The organism is Aliikangiella litoralis, assembly GCF_052495765.1.
Map to the genome: position 1 here is coordinate 4,547,173 of NZ_CP199292.1, position 17,094 is coordinate 4,564,266.

Here is a 17,094-nt window from a genome sequence, read left to right on the forward strand (position 1 = left end):
TATGTCAGAAGAAAACCAAAGAATCCGTCAATTTAAAAAGTTTTTTATTGGTTTAATACTATTTATTATATTTGTCATTGTTGTTTTACTTTATACAGGCAGAGGTTCGCTCGCTTAAGACTACAGTATGATCAACACACTTAATACTCTACAGTTACTTCATAAGAAGTAAACTTGCGAACATTAATAACACCACTGTCAAAGATCAGATATTGTCCTTTTATGCCCATCAGAGTACCTTCAACAACAGGTTTTTTATCAAAATTATGTGAAACTATTTTAGTTGGAAACTCTTCGACAGGATAATCTATATTAACCAACTCACTATCTAGAGACTCTATCTCTCCGCCCTCAAATTGGGTAATAATATTATCTATGTTTTGTTTTAATTTTGACTTTAAATCATTTGCATCTGTTTTTAAATCTCTAGGCTCTGCATTGCCCTTTAAAATTGCTCGCCAGTTAGTTTTGTCAGCAATGAGCTCTTTAAATGCCATTTCAACAAATCCCGACTGTTGACGAGTGTTCACTTTAAAAATAGTCATTGCTTGAGTTGCACCTTGATCGATCCAACGTGTCGGTATTTGTGTATGGCGAGTAATGCCAACTTTTAAGCCAGAGGTATTTGATAAATAAACATAATGAGGTACAAAACAGTTCGCCTCCCCCCACTCAGGTTCCCGGCAGGTACCCTGATGATAATGACAAGTTTCAGGCTTCATAATACACATATCGCATTGAGCTAAACTCTTCATACAAGGATAACAGTAACCTTGAGAAAAACTTTTTTTACTTGCTCGACCACAATGGCGACAATTAATACTTCCTGTAAATGTTAATTTTAAATGTTGACCAATAACCGGATTAAGAGGCAGCTCTTGATCACCGAGTGGTAATCGATACTCAACTGTTTCTTTTAAATCCGCTCGCATTTTATCTAAAACGCCTTGCAGCATATATGACCCCAAATGTTACTTTACCCTAGAAATAATCGAACTATTCTATCGGCTCTGTCATCAACTCACCAGTTCAAATTATTGCTCATCTAATATTTTCGACTGAGTTATTGCCTAAAAAACGTACTTATCTGAGAGTTTTTTAATCAAGTTGCAATAATTCAGGCCAAATTCAGTTTTCAGACTTTATGATTAATATAGAATCCACTGAATAGAAATATAAACGCTTTATGAAAACTCAATTATTTAAACTTCTATCATTAACATTAATCATTGTTCACCCTCACCTTTTAAAAGCAGTTGAAGACCATGGAGCCTCACTGTTTGCGTCCTATGAATCTAATGGCCGAGATTATATTTCAGGTGTTGGGGCTAGTGTTTTATTGAAAGATGATTTTACTCATTTTGGTGCCCAACTGAGTACTTCTCTCAATTATGCCGAAGTAACCAGCACCGATGGTTATCTAGAAGATTTTGTTAGCTGGGAAGCTGCAATAAAATTTGGCTATTTTTCTAAACTATCGCTCTACGGAGAAGTGGGCATTGATCTTGCCGAAATTATGTTCTATGACCTAAGATACGATGATGATTACCACGACCACTATGAAGATAATGTAGATATGTATGTGGGTATAGGTGCAGGTATCAACGCCGGTCCTTTAAGCATTGAGGCATTTTCTCGTTTAAGAGAAATTGATAGCAGGTATTGGGAAGCTGAATCCGAAGTTTTTAGCGGTGTGCGCTTTTCTATCAACTTCTAATACCTTTGTCGCGAGGAATAACTTAATGCTTTTAAGTTAGTTAACACTGACATAAAATTATGGCAGCCTATTGAAAAACTAATAATTATTAGCAACCTAATACACAATTATGAATAAAATAGCTTGAAAGCACCCCTGCATACTTGGTATTTTGAGCGATTGATTCGATTAATTTATTATAGCGATATTTAGCCAGTAAACATGACCATTCATCAATTTCGAATATTCTTCGTTTTGTCCATACTCACAGTGGTCCTGTCTGCATGCTCAACAGAAAGTATCCCTCAACAAAGCGAACCTCAGGAATACCAGTACAAAATGCCTGAAACTAAAGGAGATGGATGGCGAATAGGTCACCTGCTAGATCACCAGATAGATGAGCAAAAAATAACCTTAATGGTACAAAAACTGAATGATGGAACTCATCCAGGTATAGACTCAGTATCTATCGTTAGGAATAACACTTTGCTCCTTCATGAAGATTTACGCAATGAGTTGAGCCAATATGATAATTGGGTAGGAAACTCCAAACTAGAACGTCATGTGATGCATTCTACCAGTAAAAGTGTTGTCTCTGCCCTGGTTGGTATTGCCCATGAGCAAGGTTTTATTCCCGATATATCTGCCCCACTTTATAATTTTTTTGATTATGGACATTATGAAAATTGGGATATACAAAAAGAAAACATCACCTTAGAAGACGTACTTACAATGCAATTAGGCCTAAAATGGGACGAATGGAGCTTTCCTTTTGGTGATCCTAGAAACAGTTTAACGGCCCTTACTGAAAATAATACCGATTTTATTAAGGCACTACTTGACTTACCTATAGCGCATCAACCAGGAACTACTTACACATATAATACGGTAGCCTCTATTGCACTCGGTTCAATTATTGAACGCTCAACAGGCCTACCACTGAAAGACTTTGCCCAACAATACCTATTCAATCCATTACAAATTAACAATGCTGACTGGCATATGACTCCAACAGGCTTAGCTAACACAGGTAGTGGTTTATTCTTATTAACTAGAGATATGGCAAAGTTTGGCCAACTTTATTTAGATAATGGATATTGGAACGGTATTCCCATTATCAGTAGTGAGTGGGTTGAACGTTCTTTAGCTAAAAGTGCAGACATTGAATTAGAGTATACTAATGGTTATGGTTTTCAATGGTGGTTAGGCGAGTTCAATAAAAATGAGATAGCGATCCCATTCTACTCGACTCGAGGCCACGGTGGGCAATTTATTATTATTATTCCGCAATTCGATTTAGTTGTCGCATTTACTGCTCACAATTACGAGAACGACCTTTACAACTCACCTTTTAAACTAGTCGAACAATATATTCTTCCTGCACTTTTGGGTTAACACTCAGGTAGTATTTTAGGTTAGTCGACCGACTCTTTTTCGAGTCTGGTATTTCCCAACCACCTTATCATATTGATAAAAAGCTTATCGTTGTCGTTATCTGGAGAAGTTATAGTGACATGCACTTTTTCCTTTGTATCAAACGTAAAGATAAAATCACGAAACATTCCTTGATCTCCTGTTATCACGACCTTCCCTTTACCAAAATTAAATCCTATCATTCCTGCATAGATATCTGATGATTCTAACAAGATATCATTACGGTTGAAGTTTTGTGTTCCTTTTGGAAACTGAATAATATTATCTTCAGGATTTCTGAATATGGCTGCACCACATAAGTAATGAATATTTTTTATCTCCTCTCCCATAGAAAAGATAGGATGTGACATATTCAACATATTGTTTTGCTGACTCACCTCAAAAAAATGAGAGCAACGATCTTCTTCTGAAATAAAACTCGGTTGGCTGGGATGAAAAATGTATCCATCTCGAAAGTTAACATCAAGTGCATTAAGTAGCGGTTTTGCACCACTTCCGTTTGGGTGATGACTCAATGATAGATATAAGCCTCCTCCCGATGAAATCCATTCAATGAGCGCAGTTAATTCGGTGTTTGATAAAGGACTGACAAAATATGTAGAACCATTAGTCGTTTTCATCTCTTGATGTGGCAGTCCATGCAAGAAGAGTATATCACCTTTTAAATTATTAGAATTAAACGCTTGCTCTAAATATTTTACGGTAAACCCATCTTTACCCGCTAAATAAAGGAGCGTATCGGCACCAATGCTTCCTGTCTCCTGTTTATAAATAGTGTTATGAAATCTATCGACTAAAATAGTTTTATTATTTTTTGACTGTTTAAATTTAATTTTTGGAACATAGCTTTTATCAACTTCAGCATCTATAGCTTTCTTTGCCTTTGAGTAAACATAGTTTGACGATAAAAGTACAATTAATACGATTAGCATTTTTTTCATATAAGCACCCAAAGTTAAAGTTTATTGTTTCTAGAATTGAATATAACTTCAAATATACCGACTTTTAAGTTAAGACTGGCCTATCTGGCCACACTAATCTAAAAATTCAATATCATATAAACTATCGATTAGAAATTGAGAGAAGTGTAGTGACAAAAAACTACACAAGAATATAGCAAAAAACTTAAGTAAAACGCAGTAAAAAAAATCATTTCATCAGAAAAATCAACAGCTCAAGTCGCCCGAGAGCTAAGTATTAAAACAAGTACCCTTTATGCTTGGTTGATAAAGAAAAAAGTAACGGTGTGACTGATAATGAAGTGGCCAAAGCCGACTTGTTTGGTGAACTTAAATGTTTAAAAGAGAATTACACATCATTAATAATGATTAGCCTCACTCATTTCTTTAAAAATGAGTGAGGAGAGAGAACGATCTTGCCAATAACTAATATGGTTTAGGAAGAATTGCTTTAATTTCTGGCAACTTACGATAAGTTCTATTAATTGTACCTTTGGGTAAAGTTAGCACTGTCGGCTCTGCTTCACCATCGTTCACGATAGTCACGGTATAATTACCTACCGCTTCATTAATAAAACTAGAAACTCCAATTAAATAATTCACATTAGGATCAGGAAAGAAAACAAACTCTGCATTTTCTCCCGGAGCAGGAGCCGCAAAAAAACCAAGAACACCACCGCCACCATTAGCTTCTCTTACATTGCGATCATATAAACCAGCAAATATATTAAAATCGTCAGACTTAATTCTAATGGCTACTGCTTTCTCATTACTCAACTGTTTAATATCGAAGTAGTCGATATAATAAGCCGCATCATTGAAGTCAGGATCAACAGCATCACCAACAGCAAGTTCACCACTAACAGTGGTCTGCGTAGGAGTTCCTACAATTATAGTTGAATTTCTTGAGAAGTTTGTTTCACCACGTTTTGCAGTTAAGTCAGAAATAAAAACTCCGTCATCTAAAGCAGGTAATACACTCTGATTTGAACCAACAGTACAATCAGAAACAATAGGACTCAATGGTCCAAGACCATCTGCATCGGCTTCACAAGTATATGTTCGTGGTCGCTTTGATTCATCAATAATTCGATAATCAAAAATCATCCCTGTCAAAGGATCATTATTGACTAATGAGTTGACTAATTGCCAGCGGGGTTTAATACGCTTATGGGGTTCAAATTGAGTTTTCACATTACCAAAAGCAGCAAAATAAATACCGTGATCACCTATTGTGATTCTATGTACTCGGGATTGTTCAACGGCAATCTTTTTAGCCCAATCAGATAAAACAGATACTCTCGCCCATACACCAGGATTGCCAGGCAAAGCACATCCATTACCGTAGCTAGTAATACCAGCTAATTTCCATTTTTTAGCTTTAAAATCTCTGACTAAAAGAGGACCACCACTATCTCCCTGACAAGCATCAATTCCACCTTCTGGCGCAGCCCCACAAATTTGAGTCTCAAAGTTAGTAGAATTTGAATAAACTTCTGCACAGGCTTTTTCATCAGAAACAGGCAAATGCACATCTTGTAATAAATTGCTATCCAAATTGCTGGTTCCCCAACCAACCGCAGTAGCTAATGCATCAACTTTGGCCAAATCAGCATTTTCTGTGGACAGCATTCCAACAGACTGCAAACCACTTTCACGTAAAGCAATTGGTTCTGCGAGCTCCCATAATGCAATATCATAACCCGCACCAACACTTTCATATTCTGGGTGCAAATAAATTTCCTTAATATTAAATACTTGACCACTACCATCTTCTAAATTGTTAGTCCCAGCTAAAATGGCAACTTGTTCAGGCATTGCTCCAACTGAACAATGTGCTGCGGTCGCAACCCAACGATCAGTCACTAAAACACCACCACAAAACTGTCTAAAGCCTTGCGAAGTTAAAGCACCAACGGCCACCATAAATGGATACTCACCAATAACTGTTTCATCTCCACCAATAATACTAGGGTTAGATTCACTTTGTTGATTAACCACCATTGGCAACACTTTTTCACCTTCACCACCAGCAGTATTACGCCAACCAAAAGTCATTTCTTGTCTGATGATATAATCCCCAGCAGGAAGGTTGCGAAATATATATACGCCTAAACTATTTGTCTTAGTTGAAACTTCATCAGGATCTCGCAGGCCATTGTCATTAGCATCAATATAAACCACAACATTTTTTAAACCATGCTCACGCAGATTAAATTGTCCATCACCATTTTTATCATTCCAGATGTAACCCAGAACAGAACCAGGCCAAGCACTTTTCTGTAGGTCAATTTTATTTTTTGAATTAAATATTCCCAATGTATTCGAGGCAAAACTGTTTGTAGAAACCAATGTTGTTATTGTTATAAAAAAAATGAACTTATTAAATTTTATTAAATATTTCATTAAGCTGCTCCTTTAGTTCTAAATTCAAAACTTTGCTCAGAGCGATTACTGGCAAAGGTAAAAATAGATGCTAATAATGCATCGGTTTAGTATTTGGTGTTAGTTTGGAAAAGTCATTTAAAACGCTCTGATGTACAAAAAGCAGAGAAAACGACAGGCGGTATTATATAGCTATCTGACAATGAGCCTTGTTAACAACTGAGATATTTTGAGAGAATAAACGAGAACTAGATTAGTAATTACTTATTTACCAACAAAGATAAAAACATTGTGACAAATTTATTAAAAAATAAATTTCATAACGCCTAACAATTATTTCAATAACAGGGCTAAAAAATACGGTGTTTTTTCAGCATATGTTAATTATTCTAAGTTTACTTTTTAGTACTAATGAATAATTAATTTAACATTCTAACATTCAGTATTTCACCTAATTTAACTTTTGTTTTTGGTGGTAGCAAATCAGCTAAAGTATATTGCTCTAATGTGCTAAGAAAACTATCTAACGCTTCTGAAAAAATAGATTTCAATTGACAAGCTGGTGTAATCGCACAGGTATTTTTATTGGAAAAGCATTCAACTAAAGATAGTTCTTGTTCAATATCTCTAATTAATAATCCAATATTAATGCTACAAGGTTCACCATTTAATTTTAAGCCACCATTTTTACCTCGAACAGCAATAATATATTTCTTGGCATTTAATTCTTGCACAATTTTCATTAAGTGATTTTTAGAAATATCATAACTTTCTGCGATTTCTTTAATGGTAACTAATCTTCCTTCATTAATGCCTAAATACATTAAAACTCGTAAAGAATAGTCTGTGTACCGAGTAACATTCATCAAATACTTTCCTGATTAAAAACTAAAACTAACATAAGCATGCCTAATAATTATACCCCATCACAAGGCAATAAAGCTTGATCTCGATTAAACATGTATTTATTATACATCTTTAAATAAAGATTCATTTAAAATGCATCTTTATTTGATTTAAATAATTGCTAACCCTATCTATTTCATCAATGGGAAATATAGCATTTTGAAATAATAACCTTTGAGATATAAAACCCGACTCTACTTGGAAATGTATTATGACTAACTATACAAAACTCTGGTGGCTCCTGATTAGTATAATTGCTGTTACTTTTAGTTTACTTGGATTTTATGGCCAAGAAATCTACCGAGAAGCCCCTCCAATTCCAGCCAAAGTCATTGATCCTAATGGAAAAGTAATCATGACTAAAGAAAGTATTTTAGATGGTCAAACTGCTTGGCAATCAATTGGCGGAATGCAATTAGGCTCTATTTGGGGACACGGTGCCTACCAAGCGCCAGACTGGAGTGCCGATTGGCTACACCGCGAACTCTTACACTGGCTAGAATTATCTGCGCAAGAAACGTTTAACTTATCTTACCAACAGCTCTCAGATGTCCAACAAAACCAGCTAGATTTTCTGCTAAAAAAAAGCTATCGAACCAACTCCTTTAATGCCGAAACCCAAACATTGCATCTGTCTGAAAAACGTATTCAAGCAATACAACTCACTGCAGATTATTACTTGCGCTTATTTGGGGGTGACAAATCGCTTCAATCAACACGTAGCAACTATGCAATGAAAGAAGTGACTTTACCTGATCTGAAAAGACGTATGCGCTTAACAGAGTTTTTCTTCTGGACAGCCTGGTCAGCATCAACTGAACGAATACCAGGTGGAGCAACCTATACAAATAATTGGCCGCACGAACCACTTATTGATAACGTACCTACCACCGAAAATATTGTTTGGTCGGTTATCAGTATTGTCTTACTACTTGCAGGTATTGGCGGCTTAATTTGGGGATTCGCATTTGCGAGTAAGCAGCAAGAATCAGAAATTAAAGCACCACCGTCTGATCCGATCCTCAATTTTCATTTAACACCTTCTCAAAAAGCACTAGGAAAATATCTTTTATTAGTTGTTTCATTATTTAGCTTTCAAGTTTTTCTTGGTGGTTTTACTGCTCATTATACTGTTGAAGGACAAAGTTTTTACGGAATTAACACCAGCCAATGGTTCCCATATAGTTTAGTCAGAACCTGGCATATACAAGCTGCTCTTTTCTGGATTGCCACAGGCTTTCTTGCAGCAGGGTTATTTTTAGCGCCGATCATTAATGGCGGTGAAGATCCTAGGTATCAAAAAGCCGGTGTTAATATTTTATTTTGGGCATTAGTTATTGTTGTTATAGGCTCATTTGTCGGTAATTTTCTCGCCATCGCACAAATAATGCCTCCTGAATGGAATTTTTGGTTAGGTCATCAAGGGTATGAATACGTCGATTTAGGCAGACTTTGGCAAATCGGTAAATTTATAGGCATAGTGCTTTGGCTGGCACTGATGTTACGCGCTATTATTCCTGCATTACGTCAACCCGGCGATAAAAACTTATTAGTATTATTTACTGCTTCAGTTGTTGCTATGGGGCTATTTTATGGTGCAGCCTTTGCCTACGGAGAGCGAACACATATTTCAATTATGGAGTATTGGCGTTGGTGGATTGTTCATCTGTGGGTAGAAGGTTTCTTTGAAGTTTTTGCTACTGTAGCATTAGCTTTTATTTTTTCAACCATGGGACTTGTTTCAAAACGTATTGCAACTATTGCTTCACTAGCCTCTGCCGCTTTATTTTTATTAGGAGGGGTTCCAGGTACATTCCATCATATTTATTTTTCTGGAACAACAACCCCAGTAATGGCTGTTGGCGCAACATTTAGCGCGCTTGAAGTCGTTCCATTAATTATTTTAGGTTTTGAAGCATGGGAACATTGGAGGCTTAAAGACAAAACAGAATGGACACAAAAACTCAAATGGCCTTTCTTATTTTTTGTGGCCGTTGCATTTTGGAATATGCTAGGCGCAGGTGTTTTAGGGTTTATGATCAACCCTCCCATTTCACTTTATTATGTGCAAGGTTTAAACACTGCTCCAACTCATGCACATGGCGCATTATTTGGTGTTTACGGTTTCTTAGCTTTAGGTTTTTGTTTGCTCGTATTAAGGTATATTCGTCCAGCTTTGATCTTCGATGAAAAACTCATGAAAGTTGCTTTTTGGTGGCTGAATACAGGTCTCGCCCTTATGTTATTTACTAGCTTACTGCCTATCGGCATTATTCAATTTGTAGCGAGTGCTCAAGAAGGGCTCTGGTATGCGCGTAGTGAAAGTTTTATGCAAACAGGTTTGCTACAGTTCCTACGCTGGTTTAGAACAATTGGTGATGTTGTATTTATTATTGGTGCGCTTGCTGTTACCTGGCAAATCATCAAAGGTCTTTATTTCAACTCATCTAAAGTAAACGATTATCGAATAACCGATAAAGGTTTACCTGAGTATACAGGAGAAACAAATATGCAAAGTATTCATTCTGAAAATATGTGTTGTGGTCAATGCACAAATAGCTAAAACCTAAAGGCCAGCGAAAACTCGCTGGCTTTTTTACTAATGACTAGTTTCAACTAGTCATCATTTTCATCGTCATCATCGTCATCAAGGTTAACCCATAAATAAGTTTTATCCGTTCTACCTTCTTGATCCTTCACGGTTAATATCACTTGATATGATTCATCATCGCGATAAGTATGTGTCGGTGATATATCATTGCTCGTTGCATTTTTACGACGCTTCTTTTTACCTTTTTTCTTTTTATGTTTTACTCGTTCACCAAAATCCCAATGATAAGTTAAGTTACCTGCACCATACTTAGATTGATTAATAAACTTCACTGTTAAACCTTTTATTACATAAGTAAACGCAGCAAGAGGAGGCTTTGTTACTGTGACAACTGTTTCGGCCGTCTTCGAGCCAGAATCATCGGTTACCGTTAGCTTAACAATATAACTACCTTCATCGGCATAAGTATATACTGGCAATTCTTCATTAGAGGTTCCTTGGCCATCACCAAAATCCCAATGATAATAAGCTTCACCAACAATGGCTGTTGAAGTATTAGTGAACATCACTGTCAGATCATTTTTCTCGAAAGTAAATGATGGACCTTCTAATACCAGCTTGGATTCTAGAGTCGCAGTATCGCCATTTTGATCGGTTACAGTTAATCGAACAAGATGTTCACCACCAATTTTAAAAGTATGACTAGGTGACTTTAAATTTGAAGCAGTACCATCACCAAAATCCCATTCATAAGTTAACCAACCAGCTCCACCGTATGAAGTGTTAGCAAAATCAACCTTCCACTCTGCCATACTGAAATTAAAACGTGGTGTCAGTGCTAACTCGGAATGAGTCAATAATATTTGAGCGGTTGAACTATCGCCTGCCTGATGTAAAATCTCCATGCTCAAACCATGTATCGGTAAAGAAACACCCGATTCAGGTTGTTCTGGCGTTGAATAGTCCCTGGTGTCATCAAATAAAGGAATGGGATCTAAATGATTATCTGCTGCTTTAGGTCTTTGTGGATATAAGCTAAAGGCCGCATCTCGAATTTGATTACGAGTCCACCAAATGCCATAAACATCATTCTCAATTAAATTCTGATCAGCATCAATCACACTGGCAAAGCCCCGACCAGGATGAACGCTAGACTGGTTATTATTCAGTCCCGTATCAGAAAACCACATTAAGATCCCTTTATCGTAAGAGCGCAACGGTAAAGCACTATCATTACCATTATGACTTCTTAGCTGAATATAGTAATACTCTTGGTTACCAAGCTGTTCAATCACTTCTGTTCTTAGATACCCGTTTAATGTTATCTTGCCTTCGACCTCAGCATCATCAAAATATTGGCTAACACCATCAGACAATAGCTGAATATCGTCAATAAATAATCCATTATGGGTCGTATTTGCATCGGTGTAATAGGTAATTTTTATTTCAACTGTTTGGCCTGCATAAGTTGATAAGTCAAACACCAAGTCAAGCCAACGCCCCGACTCTCCAGTTAAATAATGCTGAATATCATACTCTGTCAGCTCAGGATAACTATCAATCAACGGATTACGATCTTTGGTTAAATTACCAGCAATCGCTTCACCATTCACCAATATTTGAGCGTAATCCCAATCGGCTTCAATCTCCCAAAATGCTTTCATTAAAAGCTCATGCGAGTGCCCCTCTGGAATAACCAGGTTAAAGCTGGCACTATTATTTAATGAATCAGCGGCTCCCGAATGGTATTGATAATCTCCGCTAAAAGGCGCATTGCGAAACAAGATCGACTTAGGCACTTCAACTTTGATTTGGTTGATCCCACTGTCATGATTCACCGCTTCCACTAAATCATAGGTTTTCCCTTCTTTTAGATCTTGCAGCGTCACAAACGCTTCATTTGCCCAGTTACCGCCATACCAGTTTTGTAAACTTGATCGCGCCATTGCGCCAAAGGTGACAGGTTCTGAGCCAGGAATAGCACCAGTCCAGCTACCACTGGCCATAATTGACCAGTAACCGACAGGGGAACCTGGAATATTTTTATTTGTGTCATATTCATCTTTCAGACCCAAATCATGACCAAACTCATGACTCACCACACCAATTGCCGCATCTATCGGCACGATAGTATAGCCCCAGGGACGATAGGCCCTGTCTCCCTCTTCAAAATAAGTCCCTGGAATATCATAATAAGGTGAAACAACCCATTTATGTGACCAAATTGCATCAGAGCCTAAAACACCACCCCCCGCATCTTCTCCCATACTTGAATGAAAGATCATAATATGATCAATGTATCCATCAGGCTCATTAATATTACCATCACCATCTAAATCCCAACGGTCATCCAAATCATAGTCAGCCAGATTGATATTATATTGAGCAACAGCTTTAGCCAGCGCTTCACGAATTAGCTCTCTTGGATTCTGATCATTGGCACCGTTGGCTTTTGCGCCATAATAAGCGGCATTATTATCTGCCGTCACCCATCCGTAGACTTTTCCTTCAAATGAAAAGCTTCCACCAGACTCTTCTGTGTAATAATTTCGAGCTGACTGCAAAGCCTGACCAGCAGGTCCGCTATAGCTTTTATCTGCAAACATAAGCTGTTGGTAATGCTCTATATCGTAATCTTCGTAATACATCTTTGTATCACCTGGTGTCAGGCGATTAGCATCGTACGGCAAGTCTGGAAAATCAATTGCAATAGCCAGTACTTTTACTCTTTTGGTAATTGGATCAACAGCCGCTTTACTTTGCAATAGATTAGACTGTTGAATTCGTAATTGTTTGGTGTATTTTATAGAATTATTACGTGCGAGTACTTCTTTCTCAATTTCTTCAATTGATATCGGTGGATTACTTCTATCACCAATATATTTTTCTATCGCCTCTCTTTTTTCTGTTTCGGTAGCCGTTGCAGATAACTCTCCTCTTTTGATTAACCAATAAATTATTCTTTCTTCATTAATTACACTTAAATCTTTTGGTGCAATGTCGTTCGCTTTCGGAACAGGCTTTGCTAACACCAATGATGAAAAAAGAAATATCAATACCAATAAAGCCTGGTACTTTAATTTCAACATAATACCCCCTATAAATTTAAATTGACAACGCTTTCAAACAGGCATACCTCAAATCATGTGCTTAATTTAAGTAAACACAAAATAAATATTTTTCGTTCAGAAAAATTAGGTAAGTAATGATAAGCCGTTCGATAAATATCAAATTAAACTGTGCTTTACAATGAGTAAAAAACATCAAAAAAAGCATCTGTAAAACGGTGAATTTTAGATAAGTTAAATATTTCAAAAAAATATTTATTAAAAACATTTAACTCAGTTTTTTTATTAATAAAAAATTATTTATGCCAATTTTTTTTACTTTATTAATAAGGAGAAAGAACTCACAAACACATAAAAATGACTAAATGGTAATATTCCACAAAAAATCAGCCTACCTATTTATATAAAAATCTCCGCGCCCTATCATTTTAAAATGTGTCACTCTATTTTTCTCTTTATAGAAATGACATACATTATTGGCAAATTCACCTATACAGTTTAATTCGCAAAAAAACACTTGAAATCTCAACCATATAGATGACAAATAAAATATTTTTTTATAACTTATAGTTACTAAGACTTTAAGACGTTGCTTTCATCGGTCGCTTTACCAATAATCTATGATAATAAATTTATACAACTAGCGGATTAAATTGAGAGTATGCATTACGAAACAGACGATGTGCGCATCGATAAAATTAAAGAGCTTTTACCTCCGGTTGCACTACTAGAAAAGTATCCTGCCGATCAAGTAGCAATAAAAACGGTCTTAAATGGCCGCCAAAAAATTCAACAAATTTTAAGAGGGGAAGATCCTAGGCTTTTAGTGATAATAGGCCCTTGTTCAATTCATGATCCCACAGCGGCCATTGACTATGCAAAAAAATTACTTCCACTAAGAGAAAAATACCAATCACAACTCGAAATAGTTATGCGGGTTTATTTTGAAAAACCACGCACAACGGTTGGGTGGAAAGGATTAATTAATGATCCTAACTTAGATAATAGCTTTAAAATTAATGATGGCTTAAAAGTAGCGAGAAAATTACTGTTAGAAATTAACCAAATGGGTTTACCTACCGCCGGTGAATATCTTGATATGATTACCCCGCAATATATTGCAGACTTGATGAGTTGGGGGGCAATTGGTGCTCGTACGACCGAATCCCAAGTTCATAGAGAACTTGCATCAGGACTATCCTGTCCTGTAGGCTTTAAAAATGGCACTGATGGGAATATAAAAATAGCGATTGATGCAATAGGAGCTGCAAGCTCACCCCACCATTTTTTATCCGTCACTAAGTATGGCCATTCAGCCATAGTACAAACAGCAGGTAACTCTGACTGCCATATTATTTTACGTGGAGGTAAAGAACCCAATTATGATAAAGAAAACGTTAACTTTGTTAGTCAACAATTAAAAAAAGCCAACTTATCTCCTAAGGTAATGATTGATTTTAGTCACGCTAATAGTAGTAAAAAATTTAAGAGACAATTGGATGTTTGTGATGATATTTGCCAACAAATCAAAAAAGGTGAATCCAATATATTTGGCGTGATGGTTGAAAGTTTTATCGAAGAAGGTAATCAAAAATTAATTAATGGCCAAGCTGAAGTCTACGGTCAAAGTATTACTGACGGCTGCATTGGTTGGCTGGATACTGAAGTTTTACTACAAAAATTAGCAACCGCTCAATCCAGTTAAACACCAGTAATTATTGCTCACTTTATAACAGCAGATGCAAGGTGAGCAATTCTAACCATTGAACGAGTTGGGAAGTTCGTAAAAATTCCGTCTACTTTCATTTGGTGTAAATCGGCTATATCTTCTTCATGATCGACAGTATAAACAAAAACTTTAAGACCTCGCTTATGTGCATCATCGATAAAAGCCTGATCCACAAAATCGACATCGATATGGACACTATAAGCACCAAGCATCTGAGCAAAGTAAGCATAATTTATTGGTCTGCTAGCAGTTAAAGCTCCTATTTTCCATCCAGTATGTTGAGTTCTTATTTCATTTAATAAGTGATGATTAAAAGAGGATAATAAAAATTGAGACTGTAAAAAATCAAGTTCAGAAATTGCTCGTTTCAGTAATTGAATAACGGGGCCAACAGTCCTCTCTGATTTAAGCTCAATATTTAATTCGCACTGTGCAGAAACCAGTTGTAATACTTCCCATAAGGTGGGAATTTTTTGCCCTTTACCAGCGTCTAGTAGACGTATTTCAGCAAATGCCTTATCACTAATTCTTCCATAACCATTGGTTGTTTTTTCTAATCGTCTATCATGAATAACAACTAACTCCCCCTCAATCATGTGAATATCAATCTCAATTGCATCAACTCGCATATCTAGTGCAGCCTGAATAGCTAATAATGTATTTTCAGGCTCGTGTCCACTAGCACCTCGATGGGCAAATACCTTCATGATTAGCGTTACCTTTTTAACCTGAATGAAGTAAACTGAATACAAATGATTTATGATTGATAATAACGCTTACCAATCATAAAAATAAAGTTTTTATTTCACCTAAACCACTTAAAAAGTAACACTATTACGAATGCTTTGCTTTGTAATTATTTATCTCTTTCACGTAACTGATTGGCACAATTGATTAAACAAGCTTCAGTGGTCGGCCAGTCAATACAGGCATCGGTAATAGAAACACCATATTCTAACTCTTCTTTATCGTTAGTTATTTTCTGATTACCTTCATACAAATGGCTTTCTAACATAAAGCCAATGATTGACTCGTTTCCAGCAACAATTTGTTGGGTCACATTGTCTAAAACCATAGGCTGTCTTCGATGATCTTTATTTGAGTTGCCATGACTACAGTCAATCATTATTTGTGAACTTAATCCGGCCTTTCTCAGTTTAGCCTCAAAATCTGCAACGTGATGGGCTTCATAATTCGGCTCGACCCCCCCTCTCAATATCACATGACCATGAGCATTTCCCTTAGTTTCTAACAAAGTGACTTGGCCTTGTTGGTTAATTCCCATAAAACTATGACCGCTGGCTGCAGCTTTCATCGCGTTAATTGCAGCTGAGGCAGAGCCATCGGTACCATTTTTAAAACCAATAGGCATTGAAAGACCACTGGCCATTTCACGATGAGTTTGAGATTCACTCGTTCTAGCACCAATTGCAGCCCAACTCACTAACTCAGATAAATATTGTGGAGAAATAGGATCCAATACTTCTGTACCAACTGGCATTTCTAATTCAGCCAACCACAGTAGTAGTTCCCTGGCTAAAATCAACCCCGACTCAATATCAAAACTATTATTTAAATGAGGATCATTGATCATGCCTTTCCAACCAACCGTTGTGCGTGGTTTTTCAAAATAAACTCGCATAACAATAAACAACTCATCGACCAGTTCATGACTCAATTTTTTTAGTTTTAAGGCATATTCTTTAGCAGAGTGAATATCATGTATCGAACAAGGCCCGACCAAAGCGAGCTTTCGATTATCTTTACCGGATAAAATATTGGCAATCGTATCTCTAGATTGTGCAACAAAATCAATAGATTTTTGTGGTAGAGGATAATCTTTCTTAATATTATCAGGCGTAATGATAACGCTTTCTGATTTTATATTAATATTATTAATTTTTTTTAAAGCAGTGTTACTACTTGAACGCTTGTTTGACATAACTTTAATCTCTTATTAAAAAGCACAGTCGAATTATTCGACTAAGATAATTTATTGAAATAAATACAATTCCTTTTCAGGAATAAATATTGAATAAATAAGGCAACAGGTTGTTATTTAAAATAACAATAACGATAAGTAGAAAAGAAGTAATGCAGTAAACGAAAATAAAAAAGATTTGAGACAGGTACTTTCAGTTTAGATTTTAATTGATGTATATTACTCGTCTGCTGAGCAACAACTTGTGAACGCAAGAATTGCGGCTCTTGCACGATACCATCTATTTGTGACACGAAATTTCTCCCTAAAAGGGTTGCTAAAAACCCATTGTTACTCGAAAAAGCCCTAAAAACAAACAAATTTTTAGATATATTAGAATAAATGTCATCTATTTTTAGTGATAATACAGTAAAAATAGATGGTT

Annotated in this window: 12 protein-coding genes; 4 read left to right on the plus strand and 8 right to left on the minus strand. The window is 36.3% G+C overall.

Going from position 1 to position 17,094, the window contains the following annotated elements; genetic code table 11:
* Positions 1-140: 140 nt before the first annotated feature.
* Positions 141-956 (minus strand): DUF2797 domain-containing protein, encoded by an 816-nt coding sequence (locus ACT5E3_RS18955; protein WP_444995120.1) that lies wholly within the window; start codon positions 954-956, stop codon positions 141-143.
* A gap of 230 nt (positions 957-1,186) precedes the next feature.
* On the opposite strand from ACT5E3_RS18955, the gene ACT5E3_RS18960 reads away from it, so the two are divergent.
* Together ACT5E3_RS18960 and ACT5E3_RS18965 are read left to right on the plus strand one after the other, a co-directional pair.
* Positions 1,187-1,717 (plus strand): hypothetical protein, encoded by a 531-nt coding sequence (locus tag ACT5E3_RS18960; protein ID WP_444995121.1) that lies wholly within the window; start codon positions 1,187-1,189, stop codon positions 1,715-1,717.
* Positions 1,718-2,035: 318 nt separating this feature from the next.
* A complete protein-coding gene (locus ACT5E3_RS18965) occupies positions 2,036-3,091 on the plus strand; it encodes a serine hydrolase domain-containing protein (RefSeq protein ID WP_444995122.1) in 1,056 nt (351 codons plus the stop codon).
* Positions 3,092-3,111: 20 nt separating this feature from the next.
* Here ACT5E3_RS18965 and ACT5E3_RS18970 read toward each other — a convergent pair whose 3' ends face one another.
* The 3 genes from ACT5E3_RS18970 to ACT5E3_RS18980 all read right to left on the minus strand — a co-directional run bounded on the left by ACT5E3_RS18970 (position 3,112) and on the right by ACT5E3_RS18980 (position 7,340).
* The gene (locus ACT5E3_RS18970; RefSeq protein WP_444995123.1) at positions 3,112-4,071 is read right to left on the minus strand and encodes a hypothetical protein; all 960 of its coding nucleotides are present in this window, start codon (positions 4,069-4,071) and stop codon (positions 3,112-3,114) included.
* Positions 4,072-4,515: 444 nt separating this feature from the next.
* On the minus strand, positions 4,516-6,495 hold the full coding sequence (locus ACT5E3_RS18975) for a trypsin-like serine protease (protein ID WP_444995124.1): 1,980 nt from the start codon (positions 6,493-6,495) through the stop codon (positions 4,516-4,518).
* 398 nt (positions 6,496-6,893) lie between these two features.
* Positions 6,894-7,340, minus strand: coding sequence for an RrF2 family transcriptional regulator (locus tag ACT5E3_RS18980; protein ID WP_444995125.1), 447 nt, complete (start codon positions 7,338-7,340; stop codon positions 6,894-6,896).
* Between the two features lie 251 nt (positions 7,341-7,591).
* Between ACT5E3_RS18980 and ACT5E3_RS18985 the strand changes: the two genes are divergently transcribed.
* Complete coding sequence (locus tag ACT5E3_RS18985) at positions 7,592-9,943, plus strand: nitric-oxide reductase large subunit (RefSeq protein ID WP_444995126.1); 2,352 nt, start codon at positions 7,592-7,594, stop codon at positions 9,941-9,943.
* A gap of 53 nt (positions 9,944-9,996) precedes the next feature.
* On the opposite strand, the gene ACT5E3_RS18990 is transcribed toward ACT5E3_RS18985, so the two are convergent.
* Positions 9,997-13,020, minus strand: coding sequence for an immune inhibitor A domain-containing protein (locus tag ACT5E3_RS18990; RefSeq protein WP_444995127.1), 3,024 nt, complete (start codon positions 13,018-13,020; stop codon positions 9,997-9,999).
* A 640-nt stretch (positions 13,021-13,660) separates the two neighbouring features.
* Here ACT5E3_RS18990 and aroG point away from each other — a divergent pair.
* Positions 13,661-14,704, plus strand: coding sequence for a 3-deoxy-7-phosphoheptulonate synthase AroG (gene aroG / locus ACT5E3_RS18995; RefSeq protein WP_444995128.1), 1,044 nt, complete (start codon positions 13,661-13,663; stop codon positions 14,702-14,704).
* A 17-nt stretch (positions 14,705-14,721) separates the two neighbouring features.
* On the opposite strand, the gene ACT5E3_RS19000 is transcribed toward aroG, so the two are convergent.
* From ACT5E3_RS19000 to ACT5E3_RS19010, 3 genes are all read right to left on the minus strand, one after another.
* On the minus strand, positions 14,722-15,435 hold the full coding sequence (locus ACT5E3_RS19000; protein WP_444995129.1) for a glycerophosphodiester phosphodiesterase: 714 nt from the start codon (positions 15,433-15,435) through the stop codon (positions 14,722-14,724).
* Between the two features lie 149 nt (positions 15,436-15,584).
* Positions 15,585-16,670, minus strand: coding sequence for a 3-deoxy-7-phosphoheptulonate synthase (locus ACT5E3_RS19005; protein WP_444995130.1), 1,086 nt, complete (start codon positions 16,668-16,670; stop codon positions 15,585-15,587).
* Between the two features lie 113 nt (positions 16,671-16,783).
* Positions 16,784-16,963, minus strand: a complete 180-nt coding sequence (locus tag ACT5E3_RS19010) for a hypothetical protein (protein ID WP_444995131.1) — start codon at positions 16,961-16,963, stop codon at positions 16,784-16,786.
* Positions 16,964-17,094 lie beyond the last annotated feature (131 nt).

What these genes read in the sequence shown, in the direction of transcription:
- ACT5E3_RS18955 (WP_444995120.1), bottom strand. Translation starts at nt 956, where the DNA reads ATGCTGCAAGGCGTTTTAGATAAAATGCGAGCGGATTTAAAAGAAACA.
- ACT5E3_RS18960 (WP_444995121.1), top strand. Translation starts at nt 1,187, where the DNA reads ATGAAAACTCAATTATTTAAACTTCTATCATTAACATTAATCATTGTT.
- ACT5E3_RS18965 (WP_444995122.1), top strand. Translation starts at nt 2,036, where the DNA reads ATGCCTGAAACTAAAGGAGATGGATGGCGAATAGGTCACCTGCTAGAT.
- ACT5E3_RS18970 (WP_444995123.1), bottom strand. Translation starts at nt 4,071, where the DNA reads ATGAAAAAAATGCTAATCGTATTAATTGTACTTTTATCGTCAAACTAT.
- ACT5E3_RS18975 (WP_444995124.1), bottom strand. Translation starts at nt 6,495, where the DNA reads ATGAAATATTTAATAAAATTTAATAAGTTCATTTTTTTTATAACAATA.
- ACT5E3_RS18980 (WP_444995125.1), bottom strand. Translation starts at nt 7,340, where the DNA reads ATGAATGTTACTCGGTACACAGACTATTCTTTACGAGTTTTAATGTAT.
- ACT5E3_RS18985 (WP_444995126.1), top strand. Translation starts at nt 7,592, where the DNA reads ATGACTAACTATACAAAACTCTGGTGGCTCCTGATTAGTATAATTGCT.
- ACT5E3_RS18990 (WP_444995127.1), bottom strand. Translation starts at nt 13,020, where the DNA reads ATGTTGAAATTAAAGTACCAGGCTTTATTGGTATTGATATTTCTTTTT.
- aroG (WP_444995128.1), top strand. Translation starts at nt 13,661, where the DNA reads ATGCATTACGAAACAGACGATGTGCGCATCGATAAAATTAAAGAGCTT.
- ACT5E3_RS19000 (WP_444995129.1), bottom strand. Translation starts at nt 15,435, where the DNA reads ATGAAGGTATTTGCCCATCGAGGTGCTAGTGGACACGAGCCTGAAAAT.
- ACT5E3_RS19005 (WP_444995130.1), bottom strand. Translation starts at nt 16,670, where the DNA reads ATGTCAAACAAGCGTTCAAGTAGTAACACTGCTTTAAAAAAAATTAAT.